Raw genomic sequence first — 20130 nt, 5'->3', positions numbered from 1 at the left:
CGGTCAAGTTCATTCCTTACCGGACCGCCACTCTTTCCAGATTAGATAGCTGTTGGCGGCAAGCGAGGCGAATGGCTCGGGCGGCAAACGCGGCAAGTCCGGTTGCGCCAGAAAATGATCGGCGATGTCAGACTGCTGGTCCAACAACAGTTCAGCGATGCCCATGCCTTGCAGTGTTCCCCGTGCAATGCCCAGACCGTTCTGACAACAGGCTGAGTAGACACCGTCCTCAAGCTCGCCGAACGCAGCCGATCCATTGCGGCTGAGGCAAAGCATCCCGGCCCAGCGATGTTCCATCTGCACATCCGGCAGATGCGGGAAGCGTTCCCTAAACTTTCGGTCATGCACCCAGCCTGCATTGCGCAGTCGCATTGGACTGGTCTCGATTGTTGGATGAAAGCTGGAGCAGGTGCGGATCAGGATGCGATCCCCATAGCTGCCGGAAATGCGCCGTACTGACGTCCCCATCGGGTTCGCTGGCGTCACCGACCAGCGCGACTTCCCGCCTAGTGTCTTGATCTGCGCCTCGTTCAGCGGGGCTGTGAGCGAGGCGTAAAGGCAAATGTGCATCAATTGCCGCTGGTAGAACCCAAAGCTCTCCAGGTGGCCGTTATTGGCCAGAATTATCCGCCCGGTGCTCACCTTGGCCTTGTTGGTGCTGACCACCCAGCCTGCGCCTTGTTGTTCCAAACCGGTGACGGGTGAATGCTCGAACACTTCGATCTGCCCGGCCAGACGGGCGGATAGCGCACGCACATAAGCCGCAGGCTGAATCATCACTGTCCCCGGCGCATAAAGTCCCGAGGTATAGTGCGGGCTGCCCGTGACCTCTTGCATCTGCTGCTGATCTAAAAGCTTATGCGGCTCGCCCAGTTTGGTCAGGTGCGCGGCAAAGGCGCGGTTTTGCGCGTCGCCCGCTTTGGTGGCGGCGGCATTGTATTTGCCGCAAGGGTCGAACATTTCCTGTGGCAGCCCGCAATCGGAGGCCACTTCGGTCGCAAAGGCAATGGCCTTGCGGTTCAGCGCAATGGTGGCGCGATCTGCCTCTGATCCCTTGCCCGCGTAGTTATCCGAGGCCAAATCATGGGGCAAGTCGATCATGAACCCCGAATTCCGGCCTGCCGAGCTCTCCGCGAAGCGATCGGCTTCCAGCAGAACGATTTTCAGCGAAGAATCCAATTGATGCAGCCGCCGTGCCGCGCTGAGCCCGGCAAACCCGCCGCCAACTATTGTGATATCCGCGGTCAGGTTCCGTTCCAGCACCGCCAGAGGTGTTTGGGGCGGCAGAATCGCATTCCAACCCGACGGGCCTGTCTGCCGGGGTAGCCTTTTTGCGTCATGTCGACTCAATCGACGGCCTCATCCGCGTCATCGGCCAGATCGATCCAGATGGTTTTCAACTGGGTGTACTGGTCATGCGCGTGGATCGAGTTATCGCGACCCCCAAAACCCGACTGCTTGTAACCACCGAAAGGTGTCGTGATGTCACCTTCGCCGAAGCTGTTCACCGTCACGGTGCCTGCGCGGATCATCCGCGCACCACGTATGGCGCGTTTGACATTGGCCGTGAAGATTGAGGCGCATAAGCCATAGTCGGTGTCGTTCGCGATCTGGATCGCTTCATCGAAGCCCGAGACTTCAATTACCGACAAGACAGGGCCAAAGATCTCCTCGCGCGCCAATGCAGCGTCGTTGCCGGGCACTTCGACCACGGTGGCCTCGACAAACCCGTTGTCCGCTTTGCCACCGATCACCACGTTCTCGGCCTGATCCAGATAGCCACAAACCTTGGTGTAGTGGTCTTCGCTCACCAGTGCGCCCATGCGGGTTTCGGGGTCGAGCGGGTCGCCGGTGTTCCATTGTTTGACGTGATGCGCGATGCGCTCCAGCAGCTCGGCCTTCACTTTCTTATGCACGATCAGGCGTGACGAGGCCGAGCAGTTCTCCCCCATGTTCCAGAATGCGCCATTGACGATATGCGCCGCCACCCGGTCGAGGTTTTCGGCATCCTCCATCACGATGGCAGGGTTCTTGCCGCCCATCTCAAGCACCACCTCTTTGGCGTTGCTTTCCGCCGAATAGGTCAGAAAGCGTTTGCCGGTCACGGTCGAGCCTGTGAAGGACACCATGTCGATATCCATGTGCCGCCCAATGGGTTCGCCCACCTCGGTCCCGCCACCAGGTACGATGTTCAGTACACCGCGTGGCAAACCGGCCTCCATCGCCAATTCGGCAAGGCGCAGGGCCGTCAAAGTGGTTTCAATCGCCGGTTTCACAACAACAGAACAGCCTGCCGCCAGTGCTGGCCCTATCTTCCATGCCAGCATCAGCAGCGGAAAGTTCCACGGCAGCACCAGACCGACGACGCCGATTGGCTCGCGCACCACCATGGCGATGTGATCGTCGCTGGCCGGCGAAACCTGATCGTAAATTTTGTCAATCGCCTCGGCGTGCCACTTCAGGCAGTGGATCGTCTCGGGCACATCAACAGTTTCGCAGTCAAAGATGGTCTTGCCGCTGTCGATGCTCTCCATCACGGCCAGTTCACGGGCGTTGCGGGTTATCAGCTTGCACAACCTGATCAATATATCCTTGCGATCAGACGGATGCAGCTTGCTCCAGCGGCCATCGTCAAACGCCTCACGAGCTTTCGCGACCGCAAAATCCACATCCGCCCCATCGCAGGATGCGATATCGGTCAGTTTTTCACCGGTTGCAGGGTTCTCTGTCGCAAAGGTCTGGCCCGAGAACGACGGACGGAATGCGCCGTCGATAAAGGCACCTGTCGGCAGGCTCAGACCTGCGGCGATGGATTTGTATTCGTCCTGTGTCAGCAGATCCATGTCTCTTACCCCTCTGCCACGATGTCGGCGATTGTCTTTCTCAGCACGCGCGTCACCTGTTCCAGCGCGCGCTTGTCATCTTTGTTCAGGCCCTTCAGCGGAGGCCGCATGATACCCGCGTCGATACCGTTCATGGTGACGCCATGCTTGATGGTCTGGATAAACTTGCCGCCCTGTTCCAGCACCCGCATCAGCGGCATCATCGCTGACATGATCCGGCGCCCTTTGGCAAAGTTGCCTTCGATCACGCAGGCCTGATACAATGCCACATGTTCCGCTGGCAGGAAGTTCGAACCGCCGCAAACCCAGAATGGTGCGCCCCAGGCGAAAAACTCCAGTGCCTGATCGTCCATGCCACAGCCCAGCTGGATATGCGGATAATCCCGCGCCAACAGATGCACCCGGTTGATATCGCCCGAGCTTTCCTTGATGCCGCAGAAATTTCGGCTCCGACCCACGCGGTCAAGGAACTCTTCCCCCATCATTGTGCCGGTACGGTGCGGATAGTTGTACAGCATCACCGGCAGGTCGGCGGCCTTGTCGATGGCCAGCGCGTTCAGCGCGTTTTCGCGATCCGTCGGTACCGAATAGGGCGGGCTTGCCAACAGGATGGCGTCCGCGCCGATGTCGCGCGCGCCCGCGGCCAACGCAATTGAGTCCGAAGTCAGCATCGCGCCCGTGCCAACCACCAAGGGCAACCGCCCTTTCAGGCGCTGATGCGTGAATTTGGCCAGTTCCAGCCGCTCCGGCACGGTCTGGGCATAATTCTCACCTGTGGATCCGCCGGAAATCAGGCCGTGCACACTATTTTCGATCAGGTATTCGATCACGTCGGACAGGGCGTCCCAGTTCACGCTGCCATCGTCGTGATAGGGGGTGACCACAGGGGTATATATCCCTTCAAACTTGAAAATCGGGTTCATTCCGTCCTCATGCGGGCTTCGAAAGTGGCGGGATACCCATTGCGACATCCAGTGCGTCAGGCATCACGAACATCCCGATCTGATCCCGGGACAGGTTCCAGTGATCCTCGGCCAGTTTCGCCGCCGCGGCTTCATCGCGTGCCTCGATGGCTGCGATGATCGCGTCATGCTGTTGGCTGGCCAGCGACAGGTTTTCGGACATTTCAACTGTCTGTGGCCGGTAGAATGTCATGCCAATCCGTGCATGATCGATCAGCAGCCGGTTGAATGACGGCAGCAGGTAGACATTGCCGGACATCTCTCCGGTCACGTCATGAAAACGGTTGTTGGCAAGTGCGCGATCTTCGGCCGACCCTGAACGAAGGGCAGCTTTGAATGCTTGCTGAGCCGCTTTCAGTTCTTCGATTTGCGCGTTAGTCGCGTTCACTGCCGCCAGACGCAGGATGGCCCCGTAAACCATCGGCGCGGCAAGGAAGAAATCGCGCAGTGTGGTGTAGGACATTTCCGAAACACGGGCACTGCGGTTTTTTCGCAGATCCAGATAGCCTTCGCCAGCCAGTTGACGAAACACTTCGCGCAGAGGCGTGCGCGACAGGCCGAATTCATCGGACAGATGCGCCTCATCCAGATCGTCACCTGGACGAAGGCGCAGCGTCAGGATGGACATCTTCAGGTGTTCTCTGAGCGCATTTTTGCGCGACTTGGCTTCGTCTTTCATCCTTTGGCCTCACTATGTCCTGTGGCCGCCGCGTTCGAATCGCGGAGGTCACAGTTTTGTATTTCTAAAAAATACAACTTGTATACAAAAAAATCTCGTGCAGCATGGATGTCTGCAAAATAGACTCACGTTCGGGCGTCGGCCCAGTTTGGAAATGGTCCTGCTCATGCCTCAGACGCAGCACTTCGCCTTCATCCTGGTCGAGGAGTTTTCGCACCTCGCCTTTTCCTGTGCGGTCGAGCCGCTGAGAATCGCCAACCTTGTAAGTGGCGAAGAGCTGTATCGCTGGTCATTTGTATCCGAACAGGGCGAGCAGGCCGTGTCTTCCAATGGGTCCGTCACCCTTGTGCATTCCGGACTTGAGGAACTGTCCAAGTGCGATCAGCTCTTTGTTTTGTCGGGCATTCACATGCGTGACCACGTGACCCGTTCCCTTCTGGCCACACTGCGGCGCGAACGAGCGCGTGGAACGCGGATCGGGGCATTGTGTTCCGGCGCGTGGCTGCTGGCCGAGGCCGGGTTCCTCAATGGTATGCAGGCGGCGATCCATTGGGAATACCACGACGCGTTCATGGAAGCCTTTCCGGATATCAATCTGGTGCGCAGCGTCTTTGTCGCCGACGAAAAACACATTACCGCATCAGGTGGGACCGCGACCGCAGACCTGATGCTGCATCTGATTGAACGCGACCATGGCGAAGAGCTGGCCACCGATGTTGCGGATCAAATGGTCTATAACACGGTGCGTAATGCGACCGCCAAGCAGCGCGTTTCGCTGCAATCGCGCAATGGAATGCGCAATGCCCATCTGGCAAAGGCGATAGACATTATGCAGGACAGCCTGGAAACCCCAGTTTCCCCATCCTTCATTGCAGACAAATTGGGTATTTCCACCCGTCAACTTGAACGGTTGTTTGGCAAATACTTAAACACTTCCCCTAAAAGGTACTTTATGGAAATGCGGCTGGAACGGGCCCGGAAGCTGCTTTTGCAAACCGAGGCGTCGGTCACCGAAGTCGCCGTGGCCTGCGGCTTCGAAAATCCGGGTCATTTCTCTAGGGTGTACAGATCCAGTTTCGGCATCACGCCGCACGCGCAACGCAACAAGATCAACTGAAAAAGATGGGTTGCTGGTTCGCGCTTACCGGCGGGGGTGCCGCGATCTGTTGGCCTCGAACTGGCCTGATCTGGCACCCCCTGATCCTGCCGGGATACCCCCTCGTTAAAAACTGGACTAGTCAACAGACCGGCAGGATTACCCACCAATAAATCTCGATATAGGCATAAGTATATCAAGAACTTGTCATCCAGAGATTTGTTGTGCCCTGTTTCGTTAATCTACCGTTAATTTAAGGCTCAAGTTGAGGCTTTGATTGTGGGTAATCTGCAATATCGACATGCGGTCGCCGCAATCTGTTCAACCTGATGGCGTGTCGTGATTTGTGTCAGGCCTCAGAGGTTTCTAAAAGGAATCTGTTTCACGGTTCAAAACAAGTAGTGAACATATCACTGAGGTTTGGTCGACCCACGCTCGGACAACGCGCCTGCCGATCATCTTTGAAGGCAAAAAACGAACGAATCCAATCCAGGTCAGAATCAAGACAGCATTCGACGGGCAACTTGACGGGTTGTGAGGAAACCCAGGTCAAGATTGCGCGCCGTTGGAATATGGCTTTGAGGCCGTAGATTGTACGTATCTGGCATGCTGCGCTGACGACACTGATATCCAGTACGACCAGAAGCGATCGGAAGCCGTCAGTCCAGATGATAGGACAGAAATCGTTCTGTCCCGCCGGTACTATACCCCCACTGTGCTTTGACACCGAAAACTTCTGAAACGGTTTCCAAAGACAGGGCATGTTCGGGCGGGCCAAGAGAGACCAGCCGCCCTTTTGACAAAACAGCCACCCGGTCACAGGCCATCGCCTGATTCAGATCGTGCAGCGCCATCACTGTCGTCACTTTTAGAATTCGAACACAGTTCAGGATCGACAGTTGGTGATGAATGTCCAGATGGTTGGTCGGTTCGTCCAAAAGCAAGAGTCCCGGTTGCTGAGCCAAAGCGCGTGCGATGTGCAGTCGCTGGCGCTCTCCTCCCGACAATGTCGCCCATTCTCTGTGTGCCATATCGGCCATTTCCACGGTTTGCAGGGCTTTGTCGACTTGCCAGGTGTCCTCGGCGCGCCACGGCCGTAAGGCCGACAGCCAGGGCGTGCGGCCCAGTTCGACCACGGATCGTGCAGTCACGCGTTCGGCCGTATCAGCCTGTTGTTCAACGATGGCAATCCGTTGGGCAATTTGTCTGCGCGACAAATGCGAAACGGGATGACCCGCTATGACGACTTTTCCTGAAACCGGACGTACCAACCCCGCCAGCAGGCGCATCAGCGTTGATTTTCCCGAACCGTTAGGTCCGACCAAAGCAAGTGTTTCGCCGGGCTCCACGACAAAGGATACGTCTGACAGCAAAGTCTTGCCGCGAACGGAATATGTCAGGTTTTGCGCCTCGATCTTCATCGGGCGCTCCTCTGGCCGCGCACCAAAATTACGGCAAAGGCAGGCGCACCGATCAGAGCGGTGACCACCCCAATCGGCAGAACCTGACCCGGGATGATGATGCGCGACACGATATCTGCGCCGATCAGGAAGACCGCTCCGATCAAGGCGGAGGTTGGGATAAGCCTGCGATGCCCCGGTCCCACAAGGAACCGGGCAGCATGAGGGATGACCAGCCCGACAAAGCCAATGGATCCGACGATAGAAACCATGACAGCTGTCGTGAGCGCGGTCGCAAAGATCAGGGTTGCCTGCACCCGACGTACCGATATGCCCAGCGAGGCCGCTGAATCAGAGCCAAAAATAAAGGCGTCCAGTGCTCTGGCGTGAAAGCGGCAAATGAGCCAACCGACAAGGGCCACCGGAATGGCCAGATACACATCCGGCCAGCGCACGCCGCTGAGGTTTCCCATCAGCCAGAACATGATCCCGCGCGCCTGATCGGCATTGGCGGATTTGGCGATGATGAAGGCCGTCAGCGCATTGAACAACTGAGACCCGGCAATTCCCGCCAGGACGATCTGTGCCGTCGCAGCCCGTCCGCCCCCTGCGCCAGCGGCTCGGGCCAGCAACGCGACAAAACCAAAAGCCAAAAGCGCGCCATTGAACGCGCCAAAAGACAGCGACAAGGCCCCCCCACCCAAACCAGCGATGGTTACAGCCACGGCACCCGTCGAGGCCCCGGCAGAAATGCCCAAAATGTAAGGGTCGGCCAACGGGTTGCGCAGCAAAGCCTGCAACACGACCCCTGCGACAGCCAGACCGGCACCGCAGGACGCAGCGACCAGAGCGCGAGGAATCCGGTAGCTCCAGATAATACCCTGATCAATTGGGTCTACAGGAAAGTCCGCTCCGGCCAGCTTGTTGGCCAGAACGGAGAGAACCAAATCGGGCGACAGAGAGGTTTCCCCGATCATCGCGCCCGCAAGAACCGCCGCAATCAACAATGGCACGGTAAGGCACGCAGCCTTGAAACCCTGCCGTAAAATTGCGGCGACCTCGTTCACAGGTTGTTTCCGATGGTATCCAGCTTCTCGGCCAGATCCTCCAGCGCCGGGATTGCGCGGATGGTGGCGTCCATGGCCTGCGCATCCATAATGACGATCCGGTCATTTTTGACCGCATCCATCTGGCTGGTCACCGGATCAGTGCGCAGGAACTCCAGCTTTTTCAGGTAGTCGTCCGCAGCAAAGCGACGGCGGTCCATCTTGGCGATAACAATCACCGTCGGATTGGCTTTGGCAATGGTTTCCCAGCCCACTGTTGGCCATTCTTCATCCGTCTCGACGACGTTGCGGATACCCAATTTACTCATCATGTATCCCGGTGCGCCTTTCTGTCCGGCCACAAACGGGTCGCTTTCCATTTCGGGAGAGGAAAACCAGAATACGGCTGACACATCGTCCAGCTTCACGGTTTGCGCCTTGGCGACGGCTGCGGCTTCGCGGGCCTTGTACTCGGCAACCAGGTCCGTGCCGCGTTCGGATACATCAAAGGCTGCCGCCAGTTCTTCGATACCCTGATACAGCGTATCGGTCGAGAACGCTTGCAGGCGGGTGCCATCGCCGCCGACCGTATTGTCTTTGCCGATGCAATCTGCAGGCATTACGTACGTTGGAATGCCCAGTTCGTGAAATTGCTCACGCGTGGCGACGATGCCCTCGGGTCCGACATGCCATTCATATTGCGCTGCGACCAGTCCCGGCCGCTTGGCAACAACGCTTTCAAAGCTGGGATCATTGTCCGCCAGACGCTCTACCTTGGCATTCACCTCGGCATATTCAGGCAGCACCTCGTTGAACCAGACCGAAGTTCCAAGAACCTGCTCGCCCAGACCCAGCGCATAAAGCACCTCGGTCGCGGCCTGGCCGACCGTGACTGACGACGTCACTGGCGCGTCAAACGTGACCGAGTGACCGCAGTTTTCGATAGAAAGGGGAAAGTTTCCTTCGGCGGCAGCGCTGGTAGCCAGCAAGGAAAGGCCAAACAGGCCAGTGCGTAGAAACATGACAATCGATCTCCATGTGTCAATGACCAGAGAACGGGTGAATGGGCATTTACCGAAGCAACAGGCGCTTTACTGCCTGCCGTGAGCGCAGGGTAGAAAATAGACCGCCCGGCGCGTTTCTTCGGCAACCTCCCCGGACAACCCCGCCCGGCGTGTTTCGGTTTCATACCGGCAGGTCTCCTGACTGACGGGTCTTTGTCTGTCCTGTCTTCCCAGACCAAAATGGCCCAGTGACGGAAATGGACAGCGCTCGCCGCCTACAGTTGCGGGGGCAGTTCCGGTTGGCACCAAAAGGCACCTCGGATTCCCTCTTAGCCACATCGGGACCGGTAAAACGCGGGTACCTTAACACTTACCCTGCGGCAAGAAAAAACTCCGGGGTCTTTCCTATTTTCTCGCAAGAGCATGCACCTGCGCGTCTCAACATGGCGCTGATATCAGAAAAGCCGCTGAGAACGCGCCAAAATCCGGACCCAGATTCATAGTGTGTGATATTAGGGAAAATCATGGCTGGGGTGGTAGGATGCCATGCTAAGTCCTTGATATATATTATTTAAATGTAAAATATCAAGAATATGGGGTCAAGTTAGAAATTTTGTATCCCGGTTTGTATCCGCAAAAGAAAAGTTGGGTTATCTACCGTTCTTTTGAGGAGTTCAGACCGCCTGCTGCCTCGGACAGGAATTTTCTCGCATTTTGAGACAGTCGACTGCTATGCAGAGAGTATGGCTAAAAGACCCGACATTGGCCTCAGGCAGGGGCGTAGATTGTGTCAAATGCGGCACGAGGACCGGCTGGCGTTCATCGCTGAAGGTCTTCCTATCCTACTGGCCAGTGCCCAGGGTTTTCAGGATGCCGCTTCCCGGCTTCATGACAGTCCAAGAGAGGAAGATGTGCTTGTTAGCTTTGCGGATGAAGAGGCCGCGAAAGTTCTTATCTTGATGGACATTGTTCGCTGTCCCCCCGCGCAGGTGAACCAGAATATTGGAAAGTTGATGCGCTGGTTTTACGATCACTTGGCACGGCTGGTCTATGCGAAGGCGACAAGTTGGAAACCGACGAGCGTTCAACAGCTCCAGAACTATTTGGAAAAGGAATGCGAAGAACACACGCTGGAGGGTTTCGCGGGAGAGTTTATCATGCCTGGCGGGCCAGTCCACAAACGTGAAAGCGCTCTTTATGCGGACATTCAATCATACGACAATGATGAATTGGCCTGGCACGAACCGAGAACCAGACCGTCACTTTTCGGACCGGAAGAATCCGATGCCTTAAGTCTTGTCAACGCCATGCAGCGGTTGGGGATGCTTAGTCTCGACGGCCTTCGGATCATTGCGACAGTCTGGAGCCGGACACGTTTCACTGATGAACAAACGCCACAAGCAGCCAAATCCCTGACCCGGGCAACTCTGGAGAAGATCGAGGCGGCTGGGCTGATCTTCGATAGCGCGGACCAAGGTGACCTGATTAAGCTCTATGGCCGCTGGCAGCTCCCGATGTATGAACTTCATATCACTCCGACAATTCAGACGCTTGAAGAACTCCGCAAAGCACAGACGAGGATGCTGAATGATGAAATCGGCGGCTGGTGAAGCAAGCGGCCTAAGGGATATTCATATCATCAATCCACACGATTTTCATAAGCCTCCATCATGGGCTCAGACATGAATATCGCGGCCATCAGAATCGTGATGGAATGCTCCAATAACTCCCTGCTCCGCTCAGGGTCAAAGAAACGACCGTTGAACTTGCCTCCGTGGAACAGGTTGTTCCGGACCCGACGAACGTAGAGAAAGATGAGGTCGTTTTCATTCTCAGCCTGCGGAGCAACATCGCGCCATTGAAGGACACCTTCTAAAAAGACCTGCTTTTTCGGAGGACGTTGTTGCAAATAGGAGATGGCCTCAGCAACGTCATTTCCAGTTTCGTCTGAGAGAGGTGGCAGGTCGAGGGCAAACCGCGTCCAGTCCGGATTAGCGGTGTCACCGCGACCTGCCACGCAATATCCGATCACCTTCAAGCAATATTCGAATTGTGCAAAGGTGCGGAAAAGGTCCGAAGCCAGATCGGCAAGTGCATGTTTATTTTCCACAAGACACCATGTTGCTGCGAAGTCTCTCAAACATTTCGTCAAATCCCTTCGATACCTTATAACTGTAGTCAGTCATTCCGCAAAATGTATCATCAACAGTTTCAATGGCGACCAACAAAACAATTCGAGCAGTTTCGGCGCCTACGAAATCAGTGGGCCGCACGAAGCTATCAGCACCGGCAAAGCAGTATAAACTTTTTTCTCGTATCTCGTTAAGGTAACCATCATTGATCTTCCGATGGAAATCTCTGGCAGCCGCCTCGCTGCCAAACACCTCATGCATTCTACTTCCCATGAACACTACAGAGACTGCTGCCTTCTGCTTGTGAAGATGATTGCGAAGGGGATCACGTCCCTTCAGCCTTTCGTCGCTCGTTTTTCTAAATGCTGAAATATGTGCACGACTGGTTTCTTCGAGCGCAGTGATCGCCGTGAATGCAGCGAGATGGAAATGCCCTGATGAAAAAAGGGTTTCAGCACCTTCCATAAGCGACACAAGGTAGTCGAGATATCGGTTTAAGTCATCAGCGGTTTTGATTTCGAAATCCGGCGGACCAAATGTTACCGCTTTAAGCGCCGCTTCATGCGAGACGTTTCGTGGATCGCTATTCGTCATACTGTTTTCCAATTGCGTCCGTCACCCCTTTTTACAACTGATCCCGGACTGGACGGTGATGTTAGCTTCAAAGGTCAATAAGCGGAGCCGAGCTACCTGTCCAATGTCTGAGAACGGATGATAGCCCACTTGGCGCATCCGATTTGAACGTCAGTCGTAGGCCGGGTGGGTGAAAGAACGCTACAACGAGATAACGTCCGCTACGTGGTTAAACGTAGCGGAGTAATGGATGGGATGGTGCCACCAAGGAAACCCGCTCCGAACGACACTGCGAATTCATGAAGAGCTTCGTGGACGGACTTAGACAGGCTGATGTTGGTATTAACGTTAGGCTTTGTTTCCATGGTGGATCTCCTTTCTTTACTGGCGCCCCTACGTAGCAAATGTTTCGAGGCGATTATTAGAACCAGAAAAATAAGAGCGAGCCCTGATAACACCAGAGGAGTTGAACCCCCCACCATCCCCAGAGACCCAAGGGCCCCCAACTGAATGACCACTGAAACATGGGTATTTACGAGTTCCCGGTCAAGCCGACTCCTTGCTATGAGGGGCAAATCTTTGGACTGTAGCTGTTCTTGGGTTTTGCGAGGACCATGCGAAATACTGCTTTGTCGACGCTGTAATACAGCAACCGCCGGCGCCATAAACGGCGGCTCACGGCCATTCACGCAGACTGGCGTATTAGACGCCAACGTCATGAATAGAAAACCTGGTGCCTTTTCGCGAATCCATTAAAGGAAGACACCCCCCAACAAAACCAGCTCAGCAGGAAAAATGGCAGAGCCAACAATGCTGACGTCCGTCTTCGTCAATTCTTCAGATTTTGGCGAATTTCCAGACATTTCGTGCCAGTCCCGAAACTCGCCAATATTCAGAAAAACGAACGACTTTGGGTGTATCGCGAAAACTTATGGGTATCGCGAACGATTATGGGGAATCCTGCAAGGCCGTTCCAACATAGGGACTTGGCGCTCAGCAGGTTTAACACCGCTTCGAGGCTGAAGTCCTTGCCCGCTTTGCTTCAAAACATCGTTCAGTGCGATTTCTATGTCGGTGGTACGCGTGCAAGTTTCGAAACTCTCAGACTTCATCCCCAATGATCTCATCCGCTTTAGATAACATTCGGAGCAGCGCTCTGCGTAGATAGCTGACCTCAATTGATATGCAAACTTCGCCACGACCGCATAAAGTCAGAACAGTTTCGGTGACCTCATCTGAGTGCCGCATCAGTTCGATCAGATGATAACCGGCAGGACCATGTACCCCGGTCAGCCAATTCTTTGCAGTACGCTCGGATGCGTTTGTCCAGTTCATACACGCTTTGACAGCCTGATGTGATCCTCCAAGTTCACGTTTCAGCGCTGCGGCGATTTCTCGTCGGTACTCTAACTTTTTCATGCGTCGATAGCCCAAATTGGAAAAGAACTGCCCATCTTCGGAAGCATTTTTCCGAAGATGGGCGTTTAAGCTGTTGCACACAGCAGTGACAGCGATCCCAATCTTACATTGAGCAATTCGGATGGAGGTGCTACGCAGTTGAGTTGGAGTAATGATCATGCCGATGGCAATGGCGGTCACAAATCCCGGAGGCCTATCCGCGGAGCGCAGTACGTGCGCATGTCGACTGAGCATCAGCGTTACTCGACTGAAAACCAGTCCGATGCGATATCAAGGTACGCATCGCAGCGGAACATTCAGATTGTTCGGACGTACTCGGATGAGGGCAAGAGTGGTCTTCGCATCCAAGGGCGTGACGGGCTAAATAATCTGATCGAGGATATTCGGTCAGGTAATGCAGACTTTGATATTGTATTGGTTTACGACATCAGCCGTTGGGGTCGGTTTCAGGATGCCGACGAAAGCGCCTACTATGAATACACCTGCAAAAAAGCAGGCATTTCAATCGAGTATTGTGCCGAGCAATTCGAGAATGACGGAAGCCCGGTCTCGACAATAGTAAAGGGTGTCAAGCGCGCAATGGCCGGCGAATACAGCCGGGAGCTCTCCCAGAAAGTCTTCACAGGCCAATGTCGGTTGATCGAAAGGGGTTACCGACAGGGGGGACCACCTGGCTTCGGTCTGAGACGCATGCTGATCGATGAACATGGTCAACCCAAAGGTATTCTTGAAAGGGGGCAACACAAAAGCATTCAGACAGATCGAGTTATTCTCGTCCCTGGACCTGATGAAGAAGTTGCAATTATATCGGAAGTATTCAGGTCTTTTGTCGAAGGTCAAAAAACCGAGAGTGAAATAGCGGAGAGCCTCAACTCGCGAGCAATACTTACAGACTTGGGGCGTGCTTGGACCCGCGGAACAGTCCACCAGATTCTGATCAACGAGAAGTACATTGGTAACAACGTATGGAATCGAAGCTCCTTCAAACTAAAGAAGCACCGCGTGCGAAACGACCCGGATACTTGGGTGAGGGCAGAAAGTGCATTTGAACCTGTTGTCAATCCGGAACTCTTTGCAGCTGCCAGCGCAATCATTAGCGCCAGATCAGTCAGATTGACTGATGAAGAGATGCTGACTGGCCTTCGCGAAATACTGGAAGCCCAGGGTCACTTGTCTGGCTTGATCATTGACGAATCTGGCTCGCTTCCTTCCAGCGGCAGCTATCGTTCACGTTTTGGGAGCTTACTCCGAGCTTATCAGCTTGTTGGGTTCAAGCCTGGTCGGGACTACCGTTACGTCGAAATCAATCGGCGATTGCGTGATTTGCATCCGGGTATTGTGGCTCACACAATTGACGGAATAACAGACGCCGGCGGAACCGTGGTAAGGGATGCCCAAACTGACCTTCTCACGATCAACGAAGAGTTTACGGCGTCACTCGTTGTTGTCCGTTGCTGTGAGACCGACGCTGGCTCGCTTCGTTGGAACATCCGCTTTGACACAAGTCTGAAACCCGACGTTACTGTTGCCGTGAGGATGGAGCGATCTAATCGGAATCCGCTCGACTACTACCTGCTCCCTTCCATCGCGATGACTCTACCGCGCCTACGGCTTGCCGAGAATAACGGCCTGTCTCTTGATGCATACCGCTTCGACACTTTGTCTCCATTGTTTTCGATGGGCGCTCACGTGCCAATTCCGGAGGTTGCTTGATGTTCGAGGAAGATCCTTGTTTAGCAGAGATGATCTCAATTGATCTGATCTCGGTTATCAATCCTCGCATTCGAAACCGAAAAGCATTCGATGCAATGGTCGACAGTATTGCTGAATTGGGACTAAAGCGCCCCATTACGGTCGCAAAAAGGGACAAACATGAGGGAGCGCGATACGACCTGGTATGTGGTCAGGGACGGCTCGAAGCCTACAAAGAGCTGGGCCAGACTGAAATCCCCGCGATTGTGATCTCAGCAAGTAACGAGGATTGCCTCGTGATGAGCCTTGTCGAGAACTTGGCGCGGCGGCATCACAAAGCCCTCGATCTGCTTCGTGATATCAAAGGTTTAAAAGATCGAGGTTATTCTGACATCGAAATCGCGCAAAAAACCAACTTAACAATGAAATATGTGCGTGGAATTCTTAGGCTTCTGGAAAGTGGCGAACACAGATTACTCAGAGCTGTGGAAAGCGGGAAAATACCGGTCAGCGTTGCTGTCGACATCGCCAATGCTGAAGATGAAAAGATCCAAGAAATATTGCGCCAAGCCTACGAAAACAATCTTCTAAGGGGCGGCAAGCTTCTGGCTGCAAAGCGACTGGTAGAAGCCCGTCAAAAACATGGGAAAGGGCAACGCAGCACAGACAAGAGGCAAAGAAGACCCTTGTCTGTAGAAAGTTTGCTTCGAACTTACCAGGACGATGTCGAGCGAAAGAAGGTCTTGCTTCGAAAAGCGACTGCGACCCAAAACGAGTTGATTTTTATCACTGAAGCACTGCGAACTTTGATGAACGATGAGAATTTCGTGACGCTGCTTCGGGCGGAAAAATTGGCAACGATACCCAAAAATCTAACGGATAGGCTTACATCGAAAGTGGGGGCAATACCGTGACTCATTCAAAGCGAGGCAAGCCGATTGGCTTGGCGTTCGAGCAAGAGCTTGTCAGGATTGAGTTTAGTCGAATTTGCCCGCTTTACGCTGTCCACAAAGATACTAAAGAGACTGTCAAATACCGTCAGGTCGCTGCCTCCATAAAGGAAATTGGCCTGGTCGAACCGCTGGTAGTGGCACCCGACAAATCGGACCCTGACAACTATATTTTGCTCGATGGGCATCTGCGTCATGCCATCCTGCAGGACGCTGGAGAAAAAGAAGCGATTTGCCAGATTTCCACTGACGACGAAGCCTTCACTTACAACAAACGCATTAGCCGACTTGCAACAATTCAGGAACACAAGATGATCCTGATGGCTTTGAAACGAGGTGTTCCCGCACATCGACTGGCACGCGCCCTGAACATCAACATCAAAACACTCCAGGAAAAGCGGCGTTTGCTGGACGGCATATGTCCTGAAGCGGCCGAACTACTTAAGGACAAGCAAGTCACTCTTACGAGTTTTCGAATTTTAAGGAAGATGAAGCCACTGCGTCAGATTGAGGCCGCAGAGTTGATGGTGGCTATGAATAAATACACGGTGAACTATGCACGCTCGCTCCTTGCGGCTACACCTCAAAACCAGTTGCTCAACCGGGATAAGCCCAAAGCGGTCAAAGGCGTTTCCCGGCAACAGCTGGAGTTGATGGAACGCGAGTCTACCAACCTGGAACGCGAACTTCGACTGGTTGAAGACACCTACGGCACTGATCATCTCGATTTGGTTCTTGCGCGGGGGTATGTTTCGAAACTCATCAGTAATGCGCGCATCATGCGTTACATGGAAACGCACCACCCTGAGTTTCTTCCCGAGTTCGAAAGAATAACAGAGACGGAAGCGCAAACTTCCTGAATTGAGCGGTTTCGGCCAGTTAAGGCCGGATCGCGACAGGGGACCCGGACCCGAAAAGCGCGGGGACCGCAGGAGAAGCCGCACGGTGAGGCGGATCAAGTGCGGCGGTGGGGATGGCGGCGATCCCGTACGGGGCCCACCACTCCGGGATTATACACCCGGTGAAACGTGAGTATTGCTCAATTTGAGGCGGCGCGCGGCAAGGAGCGTGCCGCCTCAGACTTCAAGGTCGTGTAGCTTCTTCCGAAAGATAGCCACTGTGGTCGGAATCCCTCATTGGTCCATAAAAGCCGGTCAGATTTTACCAAGAACTTGAAGGAAGTTGGAATCTCATGTCAGGCATGGCGGCGTGATGCCGCTCCCGCATACAACGACAGGGACTGGACGAGAGTTTGAGGCCAGTTCCCATCTCTCAATGAGAAATAACACCTTTCCGTATTACCTTCCATACGGACGCGTTTCGCGTAACCAAATGCGATCAGCCGCCGTAGTTTTGCGAAGGAATGCCCGGGCCAAGTCAAGGTGTCCATACCCGGTGAGCAAAGTGTAGGCTGTGTGCCCGCTCGCCAGCCGGTCCCGAATGTTGGCGCCATGGTCGATCAGTGTATCGAAAAGCCACGCATTGCCAATCTCGGCCGCATAGAGAAACGGCGTCCAACCCTGAGGCGAAACCTTGGCATTGATGTCTGCTCTGACCTCGAGAAGAGCCAGAACTATCTCTCGGTGACTTTCCTTGTCCCCCAAGACCTCATCGGCACAGTAGTCGAGGAAGGCTGCAGCGATTCCCGGATGCTGTTCAGTGATTGGGTCCAGGAGCTGAGCTTGAACATCAACGAAAGGCGAACTGCTTGGTCGCAAGCCCTCCGGCAGCATTTTTGCCCCATTGTTCTGAACCGATGGATCGCGGAACCCCCGCCTGATTCCGGATTTGTCCAGAAAACGGCTGGCGGCTGAATACAGCGGAGATTGCCCTTTGGTTCCTTCGATTTCCACATCTGCTCCACTGTCCAGCAGAGCTGTCACCCAAATCGGTTTCACCATGTGGATTGCTTCTTGCAGACATGAATTGCCATCGCGCGTTCTTGTGTTGATTACGTTTTCGAACGTCACCTCCAATAGCGTTTCGAAGCAATCATCGTGGCGGCCCTTAATCGCGTTAAACAATGCGGAGCTATTGTCCGGATCAAATTTGTTGGGGTCAGCTCCATTTTCCAGAAGAGCCTTTACTTTATCGACCTGTCCAAGATGGGCAAAGATGTGCAACTGAGGCGACGGCGTTGCTCCATAGCCTTTAATCACCTTGTTTGGCTTGCTCAGGTCTGGCTGTCTGGTCTCCCAGTTGGGCAAAAACACAAAGCTCCCGTCATTCGGTTTTTCCGACGGCCAATTCTGGGCTTCAACGAAAGGGTGAGGAAAATCCCTCAGAAATGGACGTGCGGTTTTTTGATCCAACACTTCAAGCCCAAGCGTTTCACACCACCCAGCCCATTTTTTCTGAATGCGTTTCTTGCCCAGCGCCGCTGCCGTGTTGAGCAGAAGGTGCAAGCAAGCTTTGAGCTGAATACTGCTGCGGAATTTGAACCATTCGGCGGCTTCTTCGAAAAGCTCCAGGGCACGATTAAGGTTGCCCAACTGTGCTTCGTAAAGGCCTTCCTGAAAACCCAAGCCCGTGAGACGGTCTTCACCAGCCAGATCTGCCCTGATGGCCTTGATGCACTCACCGGCTTTATGTGCATCTCCAGCTTCTTTCAGTGCGCGAGGATCGACAAGCTTTGTCAGCTTTTCAACGTGTTGTTGGGTTTCGGACGTGAGCGTTCCACAGTACGCAAATTTCCCATCGCCCAATTCGATGATGTCCTGAATGATTTTCTCACCTGTTTCGAGAAACGGCGGCCGGTGCGTTGACGAGTCCACGAGAGTGAACTGGCAATACTCCTGATAGGCACTGACATAGAGGAGTGTCAGGCCAAAGTCGTAATCAACCTTGGTTGTGATCTCCAGAATGGTAGACACGTTCATCCGTTGCCCTTTCAGCCAGCGTTGGATGTTCTTTTCCCAAGTGCCGTCCTCCTTGGCCATTTTCGATTGGAAATACGCCGCCTTCTCTCCAATTGTCCGCCCTTGGCAATATGACTTCCACAGAACCGAAAGGCATTGTTCTGGTGACCCCAGGACATCCGTTGGGTAGACACGATACTTGCTCAGAAGCGGTGTGAGGGCGGCCGCAAACATTCCAACGGCGTATTGATCAAAAACACGACGAACTTCGCTCGCCGGCAGCGCACCGCAGTCCAGGTCTTTCGCAAATCCAACATAGGCGCCAAAGTAATGGCGGATTCCAAGCAAGACTTGTCCCTTGTTTGGGCTCGCATCCAATAATTCACCAAGGTTCTCTTCCAGGATGTCCATCGCCGCATCCACCGACAATGGTTTTTCCTGTTTTAGCCTTTGCAGCTTTTTCTTCAGGGCCGGGTTGTTCTCGTGATCCACGCGATAAAAACACCGGACGATAAATGCCACGATCTCTGCGGGTTGAGGAATAGGTGTCATTAGGTTTCTCGAGTATGAATTTGTTTCGTTATGTTCTTTAGAGCGCGCAACCTTGCACGCGTGTTCCTGAATGCTCGCCAGTCGCTTGGGCTCTTGGAAACCACCAGAAGGCCCCCATTGGAAAGCTCCAACTTGCCGTGCTTTCGCCCGCTCCGGAACAGAGCGCCTTCCCTGACTTCGTGCTGTATCATTCGATTCATGTCTTTGTTTTTGCAATACTTCATACGCTTTTCCGCTTGTTTTAAGCGGGGGAGCTTTCGCTCCCCCGCCGTCGCCTGAGCCCTATTTCTTGGGTTTGTACGCGGCAGACTGCGCTTTTGCGGCAAAACTGCCCTTGGGAACTCCACCGCCAGTTTTTTTGGCTGTTGCACGCTGAATACGCGCTGCATCTTTCGGCGTCATTTTGGTTGGCTTCGACATCGGTTGATCTTCCTTTGTTTGTTCGACAATTGGCATCATGCGTTTTGTAGGTCTTGACGTCATCGGACAGATTGGGGACACCGATTCCAGTTTATTAAGAGCTCTTTTGAATTGACTTGTGTGTGTCCAGGCAGATGGATCAGCGGCGTGACCACACGCAAGGAGGCCGTCCTGGATAACCTATGGACTGTCGCCGGAATCCGCGTCTTTCACCTAAGGTTCGATTTTGGCGCCGTCGAAGATGCTGGGCGGGGATCGATCGTGACGAGAATATTCTCGATCTTGGAGGGGGTTTTGAAGATGGATAGACCGGAGGCCTCTTCCTCGTTGATATGAACCGAGATGGTCCTGCCATAGTGCCATGAACATAGAGGGTCGTGAGAAGCTTTTTGTCCGTCATCGAATGATTTGGATGTCCGCCATCAGCACCCATGGAACAGACTAGGTTGATTGCGTAGCGGAGGATTTCAGGCTCATCGTAACCATCAGAGAGTGGAGATGAGA

Annotated in this window: 16 protein-coding genes, 1 pseudogene and 1 riboswitch; of the genes and pseudogenes, 5 read left to right on the top strand and 12 right to left on the bottom strand. The window is 54.1% G+C overall.

Features of this window, described 5'->3' with window-relative positions:
• Window positions 1-9: 9 nt before the first annotated feature.
• From ACR0AD_RS12055 to ACR0AD_RS12040, 4 genes are read right to left on the bottom strand one after another with little or no spacing between them, the layout of a single operon-like run.
• Window positions 10-1350 carry an NAD(P)/FAD-dependent oxidoreductase gene (locus tag ACR0AD_RS12055; RefSeq protein WP_480487714.1) on the bottom strand — a complete coding sequence of 447 codons (1341 nt, stop codon included), beginning with the start codon at window positions 1348-1350 and terminating at the stop codon, window positions 10-12.
• Complete coding sequence (locus ACR0AD_RS12050; RefSeq protein WP_480487715.1) at window positions 1347-2843, bottom strand: aldehyde dehydrogenase; 1497 nt, start codon at window positions 2841-2843, stop codon at window positions 1347-1349. Before ACR0AD_RS12050 ends, ACR0AD_RS12055 begins: the two co-directional genes overlap by 4 nt.
• A gap of 5 nt (window positions 2844-2848) precedes the next feature.
• Window positions 2849-3766, bottom strand: a complete 918-nt coding sequence (locus ACR0AD_RS12045; RefSeq protein WP_480487717.1) for a dihydrodipicolinate synthase family protein — start codon at window positions 3764-3766, stop codon at window positions 2849-2851.
• Between the two features lie 7 nt (window positions 3767-3773).
• A complete protein-coding gene (locus ACR0AD_RS12040; RefSeq protein WP_480475669.1) occupies window positions 3774-4484 on the bottom strand; it encodes a GntR family transcriptional regulator in 711 nt (236 codons plus the stop codon).
• Between the two features lie 166 nt (window positions 4485-4650).
• Between ACR0AD_RS12040 and ACR0AD_RS12035 the strand changes: the two genes are divergently transcribed.
• Window positions 4651-5601 (top strand): GlxA family transcriptional regulator, encoded by a 951-nt coding sequence (locus ACR0AD_RS12035; RefSeq protein WP_267365279.1) that lies wholly within the window; start codon window positions 4651-4653, stop codon window positions 5599-5601.
• An 890-nt stretch (window positions 5602-6491) separates the two neighbouring features.
• Here ACR0AD_RS12035 and ACR0AD_RS12030 read toward each other — a convergent pair.
• The 3 genes and pseudogenes from ACR0AD_RS12030 to ACR0AD_RS12020 all read right to left on the bottom strand — a co-directional run.
• Window positions 6492-7001, bottom strand: a pseudogene (locus tag ACR0AD_RS12030) (ABC transporter ATP-binding protein); the annotation flags it as partial.
• Entirely contained in the window at window positions 6998-8029 is a 1032-nt protein-coding gene (locus tag ACR0AD_RS12025) for a FecCD family ABC transporter permease (protein WP_480487737.1), read from the bottom strand. The pseudogene ACR0AD_RS12030 and the gene ACR0AD_RS12025, both read right to left, overlap by 4 nt.
• A gap of 14 nt (window positions 8030-8043) precedes the next feature.
• Window positions 8044-9048, bottom strand: coding sequence for an ABC transporter substrate-binding protein (locus ACR0AD_RS12020; protein ID WP_480482083.1), 1005 nt, complete (start codon window positions 9046-9048; stop codon window positions 8044-8046).
• A gap of 153 nt (window positions 9049-9201) precedes the next feature.
• A riboswitch (cobalamin riboswitch) is annotated at window positions 9202-9394 on the bottom strand.
• A 430-nt stretch (window positions 9395-9824) separates the two neighbouring features.
• Between ACR0AD_RS12020 and ACR0AD_RS12015 the strand changes: the two genes are divergently transcribed.
• Complete coding sequence (locus ACR0AD_RS12015) at window positions 9825-10640, top strand: hypothetical protein (RefSeq protein WP_480487719.1); 816 nt, start codon at window positions 9825-9827, stop codon at window positions 10638-10640.
• A 29-nt stretch (window positions 10641-10669) separates the two neighbouring features.
• Here the strand turns inward: ACR0AD_RS12015 and ACR0AD_RS12010 are convergent, their stop codons facing one another.
• From ACR0AD_RS12010 to ACR0AD_RS12000, 3 genes are all read right to left on the bottom strand, one after another.
• Window positions 10670-11140, bottom strand: a complete 471-nt coding sequence (locus tag ACR0AD_RS12010; RefSeq protein WP_480487721.1) for a hypothetical protein — start codon at window positions 11138-11140, stop codon at window positions 10670-10672.
• On the bottom strand, window positions 11130-11756 hold the full coding sequence (locus ACR0AD_RS12005; protein WP_480487723.1) for an AbiV family abortive infection protein: 627 nt from the start codon (window positions 11754-11756) through the stop codon (window positions 11130-11132). The genes ACR0AD_RS12010 and ACR0AD_RS12005 overlap by 11 nt, the downstream gene beginning before the upstream one ends.
• Before the next feature lie 1080 nt (window positions 11757-12836).
• Window positions 12837-13334: a hypothetical protein gene (locus ACR0AD_RS12000; RefSeq protein WP_480487725.1), complete on the bottom strand. Its 498-nt coding sequence runs from the start codon at window positions 13332-13334 to the stop codon at window positions 12837-12839.
• A 39-nt stretch (window positions 13335-13373) separates the two neighbouring features.
• Here ACR0AD_RS12000 and ACR0AD_RS11995 point away from each other — a divergent pair, with 39 nt between their 5' ends.
• Genes ACR0AD_RS11995 through ACR0AD_RS11985 form a run of 3 tightly spaced genes read left to right on the top strand, consistent with a single transcriptional unit; the run spans window position 13374 to window position 16656 of the window.
• On the top strand, window positions 13374-14867 hold the full coding sequence (locus ACR0AD_RS11995; protein ID WP_480487727.1) for a recombinase family protein: 1494 nt from the start codon (window positions 13374-13376) through the stop codon (window positions 14865-14867).
• Window positions 14867-15760, top strand: a complete 894-nt coding sequence (locus ACR0AD_RS11990) for a plasmid partitioning protein RepB C-terminal domain-containing protein (protein WP_480487729.1) — start codon at window positions 14867-14869, stop codon at window positions 15758-15760. The genes ACR0AD_RS11995 and ACR0AD_RS11990 overlap by 1 nt, the downstream gene beginning before the upstream one ends.
• On the top strand, window positions 15757-16656 hold the full coding sequence (locus tag ACR0AD_RS11985) for a plasmid partitioning protein RepB C-terminal domain-containing protein (protein WP_480487731.1): 900 nt from the start codon (window positions 15757-15759) through the stop codon (window positions 16654-16656). The genes ACR0AD_RS11990 and ACR0AD_RS11985 overlap by 4 nt, the downstream gene beginning before the upstream one ends.
• 438 nt (window positions 16657-17094) lie before the next feature.
• Here ACR0AD_RS11985 and ACR0AD_RS11980 read toward each other — a convergent pair whose 3' ends face one another.
• Window positions 17095-19206, bottom strand: coding sequence for an ankyrin repeat domain-containing protein (locus tag ACR0AD_RS11980; RefSeq protein ID WP_480487732.1), 2112 nt, complete (start codon window positions 19204-19206; stop codon window positions 17095-17097).
• 282 nt (window positions 19207-19488) lie between these two features.
• Window positions 19489-19665: a hypothetical protein gene (locus tag ACR0AD_RS11975; protein WP_480487734.1), complete on the bottom strand. Its 177-nt coding sequence runs from the start codon at window positions 19663-19665 to the stop codon at window positions 19489-19491.
• Between the last annotated feature and the right edge of the window lie 465 nt (window positions 19666-20130).

The organism is Ruegeria sp. BH8 (assembly GCF_056538065.1).
This window is presented reverse-complemented; position numbering and strand designations above follow the sequence as displayed.

What these genes read in the sequence shown, in the direction of transcription:
- ACR0AD_RS12050 (WP_480487715.1), bottom strand. Translation starts at nt 2,843, where the DNA reads ATGGATCTGCTGACACAGGACGAATACAAATCCATCGCCGCAGGTCTG.
- ACR0AD_RS12045 (WP_480487717.1), bottom strand. Translation starts at nt 3,766, where the DNA reads ATGAACCCGATTTTCAAGTTTGAAGGGATATATACCCCTGTGGTCACC.
- ACR0AD_RS12040 (WP_480475669.1), bottom strand. Translation starts at nt 4,484, where the DNA reads ATGAAAGACGAAGCCAAGTCGCGCAAAAATGCGCTCAGAGAACACCTG.
- ACR0AD_RS12035 (WP_267365279.1), top strand. Translation starts at nt 4,651, where the DNA reads ATGCCTCAGACGCAGCACTTCGCCTTCATCCTGGTCGAGGAGTTTTCG.
- ACR0AD_RS12020 (WP_480482083.1), bottom strand. Translation starts at nt 9,048, where the DNA reads ATGTTTCTACGCACTGGCCTGTTTGGCCTTTCCTTGCTGGCTACCAGC.
- ACR0AD_RS12015 (WP_480487719.1), top strand. Translation starts at nt 9,825, where the DNA reads ATGCGGCACGAGGACCGGCTGGCGTTCATCGCTGAAGGTCTTCCTATC.
- ACR0AD_RS12005 (WP_480487723.1), bottom strand. Translation starts at nt 11,756, where the DNA reads ATGACGAATAGCGATCCACGAAACGTCTCGCATGAAGCGGCGCTTAAA.
- ACR0AD_RS11995 (WP_480487727.1), top strand. Translation starts at nt 13,374, where the DNA reads ATGTCGACTGAGCATCAGCGTTACTCGACTGAAAACCAGTCCGATGCG.
- ACR0AD_RS11990 (WP_480487729.1), top strand. Translation starts at nt 14,867, where the DNA reads ATGTTCGAGGAAGATCCTTGTTTAGCAGAGATGATCTCAATTGATCTG.
- ACR0AD_RS11980 (WP_480487732.1), bottom strand. Translation starts at nt 19,206, where the DNA reads ATGACACCTATTCCTCAACCCGCAGAGATCGTGGCATTTATCGTCCGG.
- ACR0AD_RS11975 (WP_480487734.1), bottom strand. Translation starts at nt 19,665, where the DNA reads ATGATGCCAATTGTCGAACAAACAAAGGAAGATCAACCGATGTCGAAG.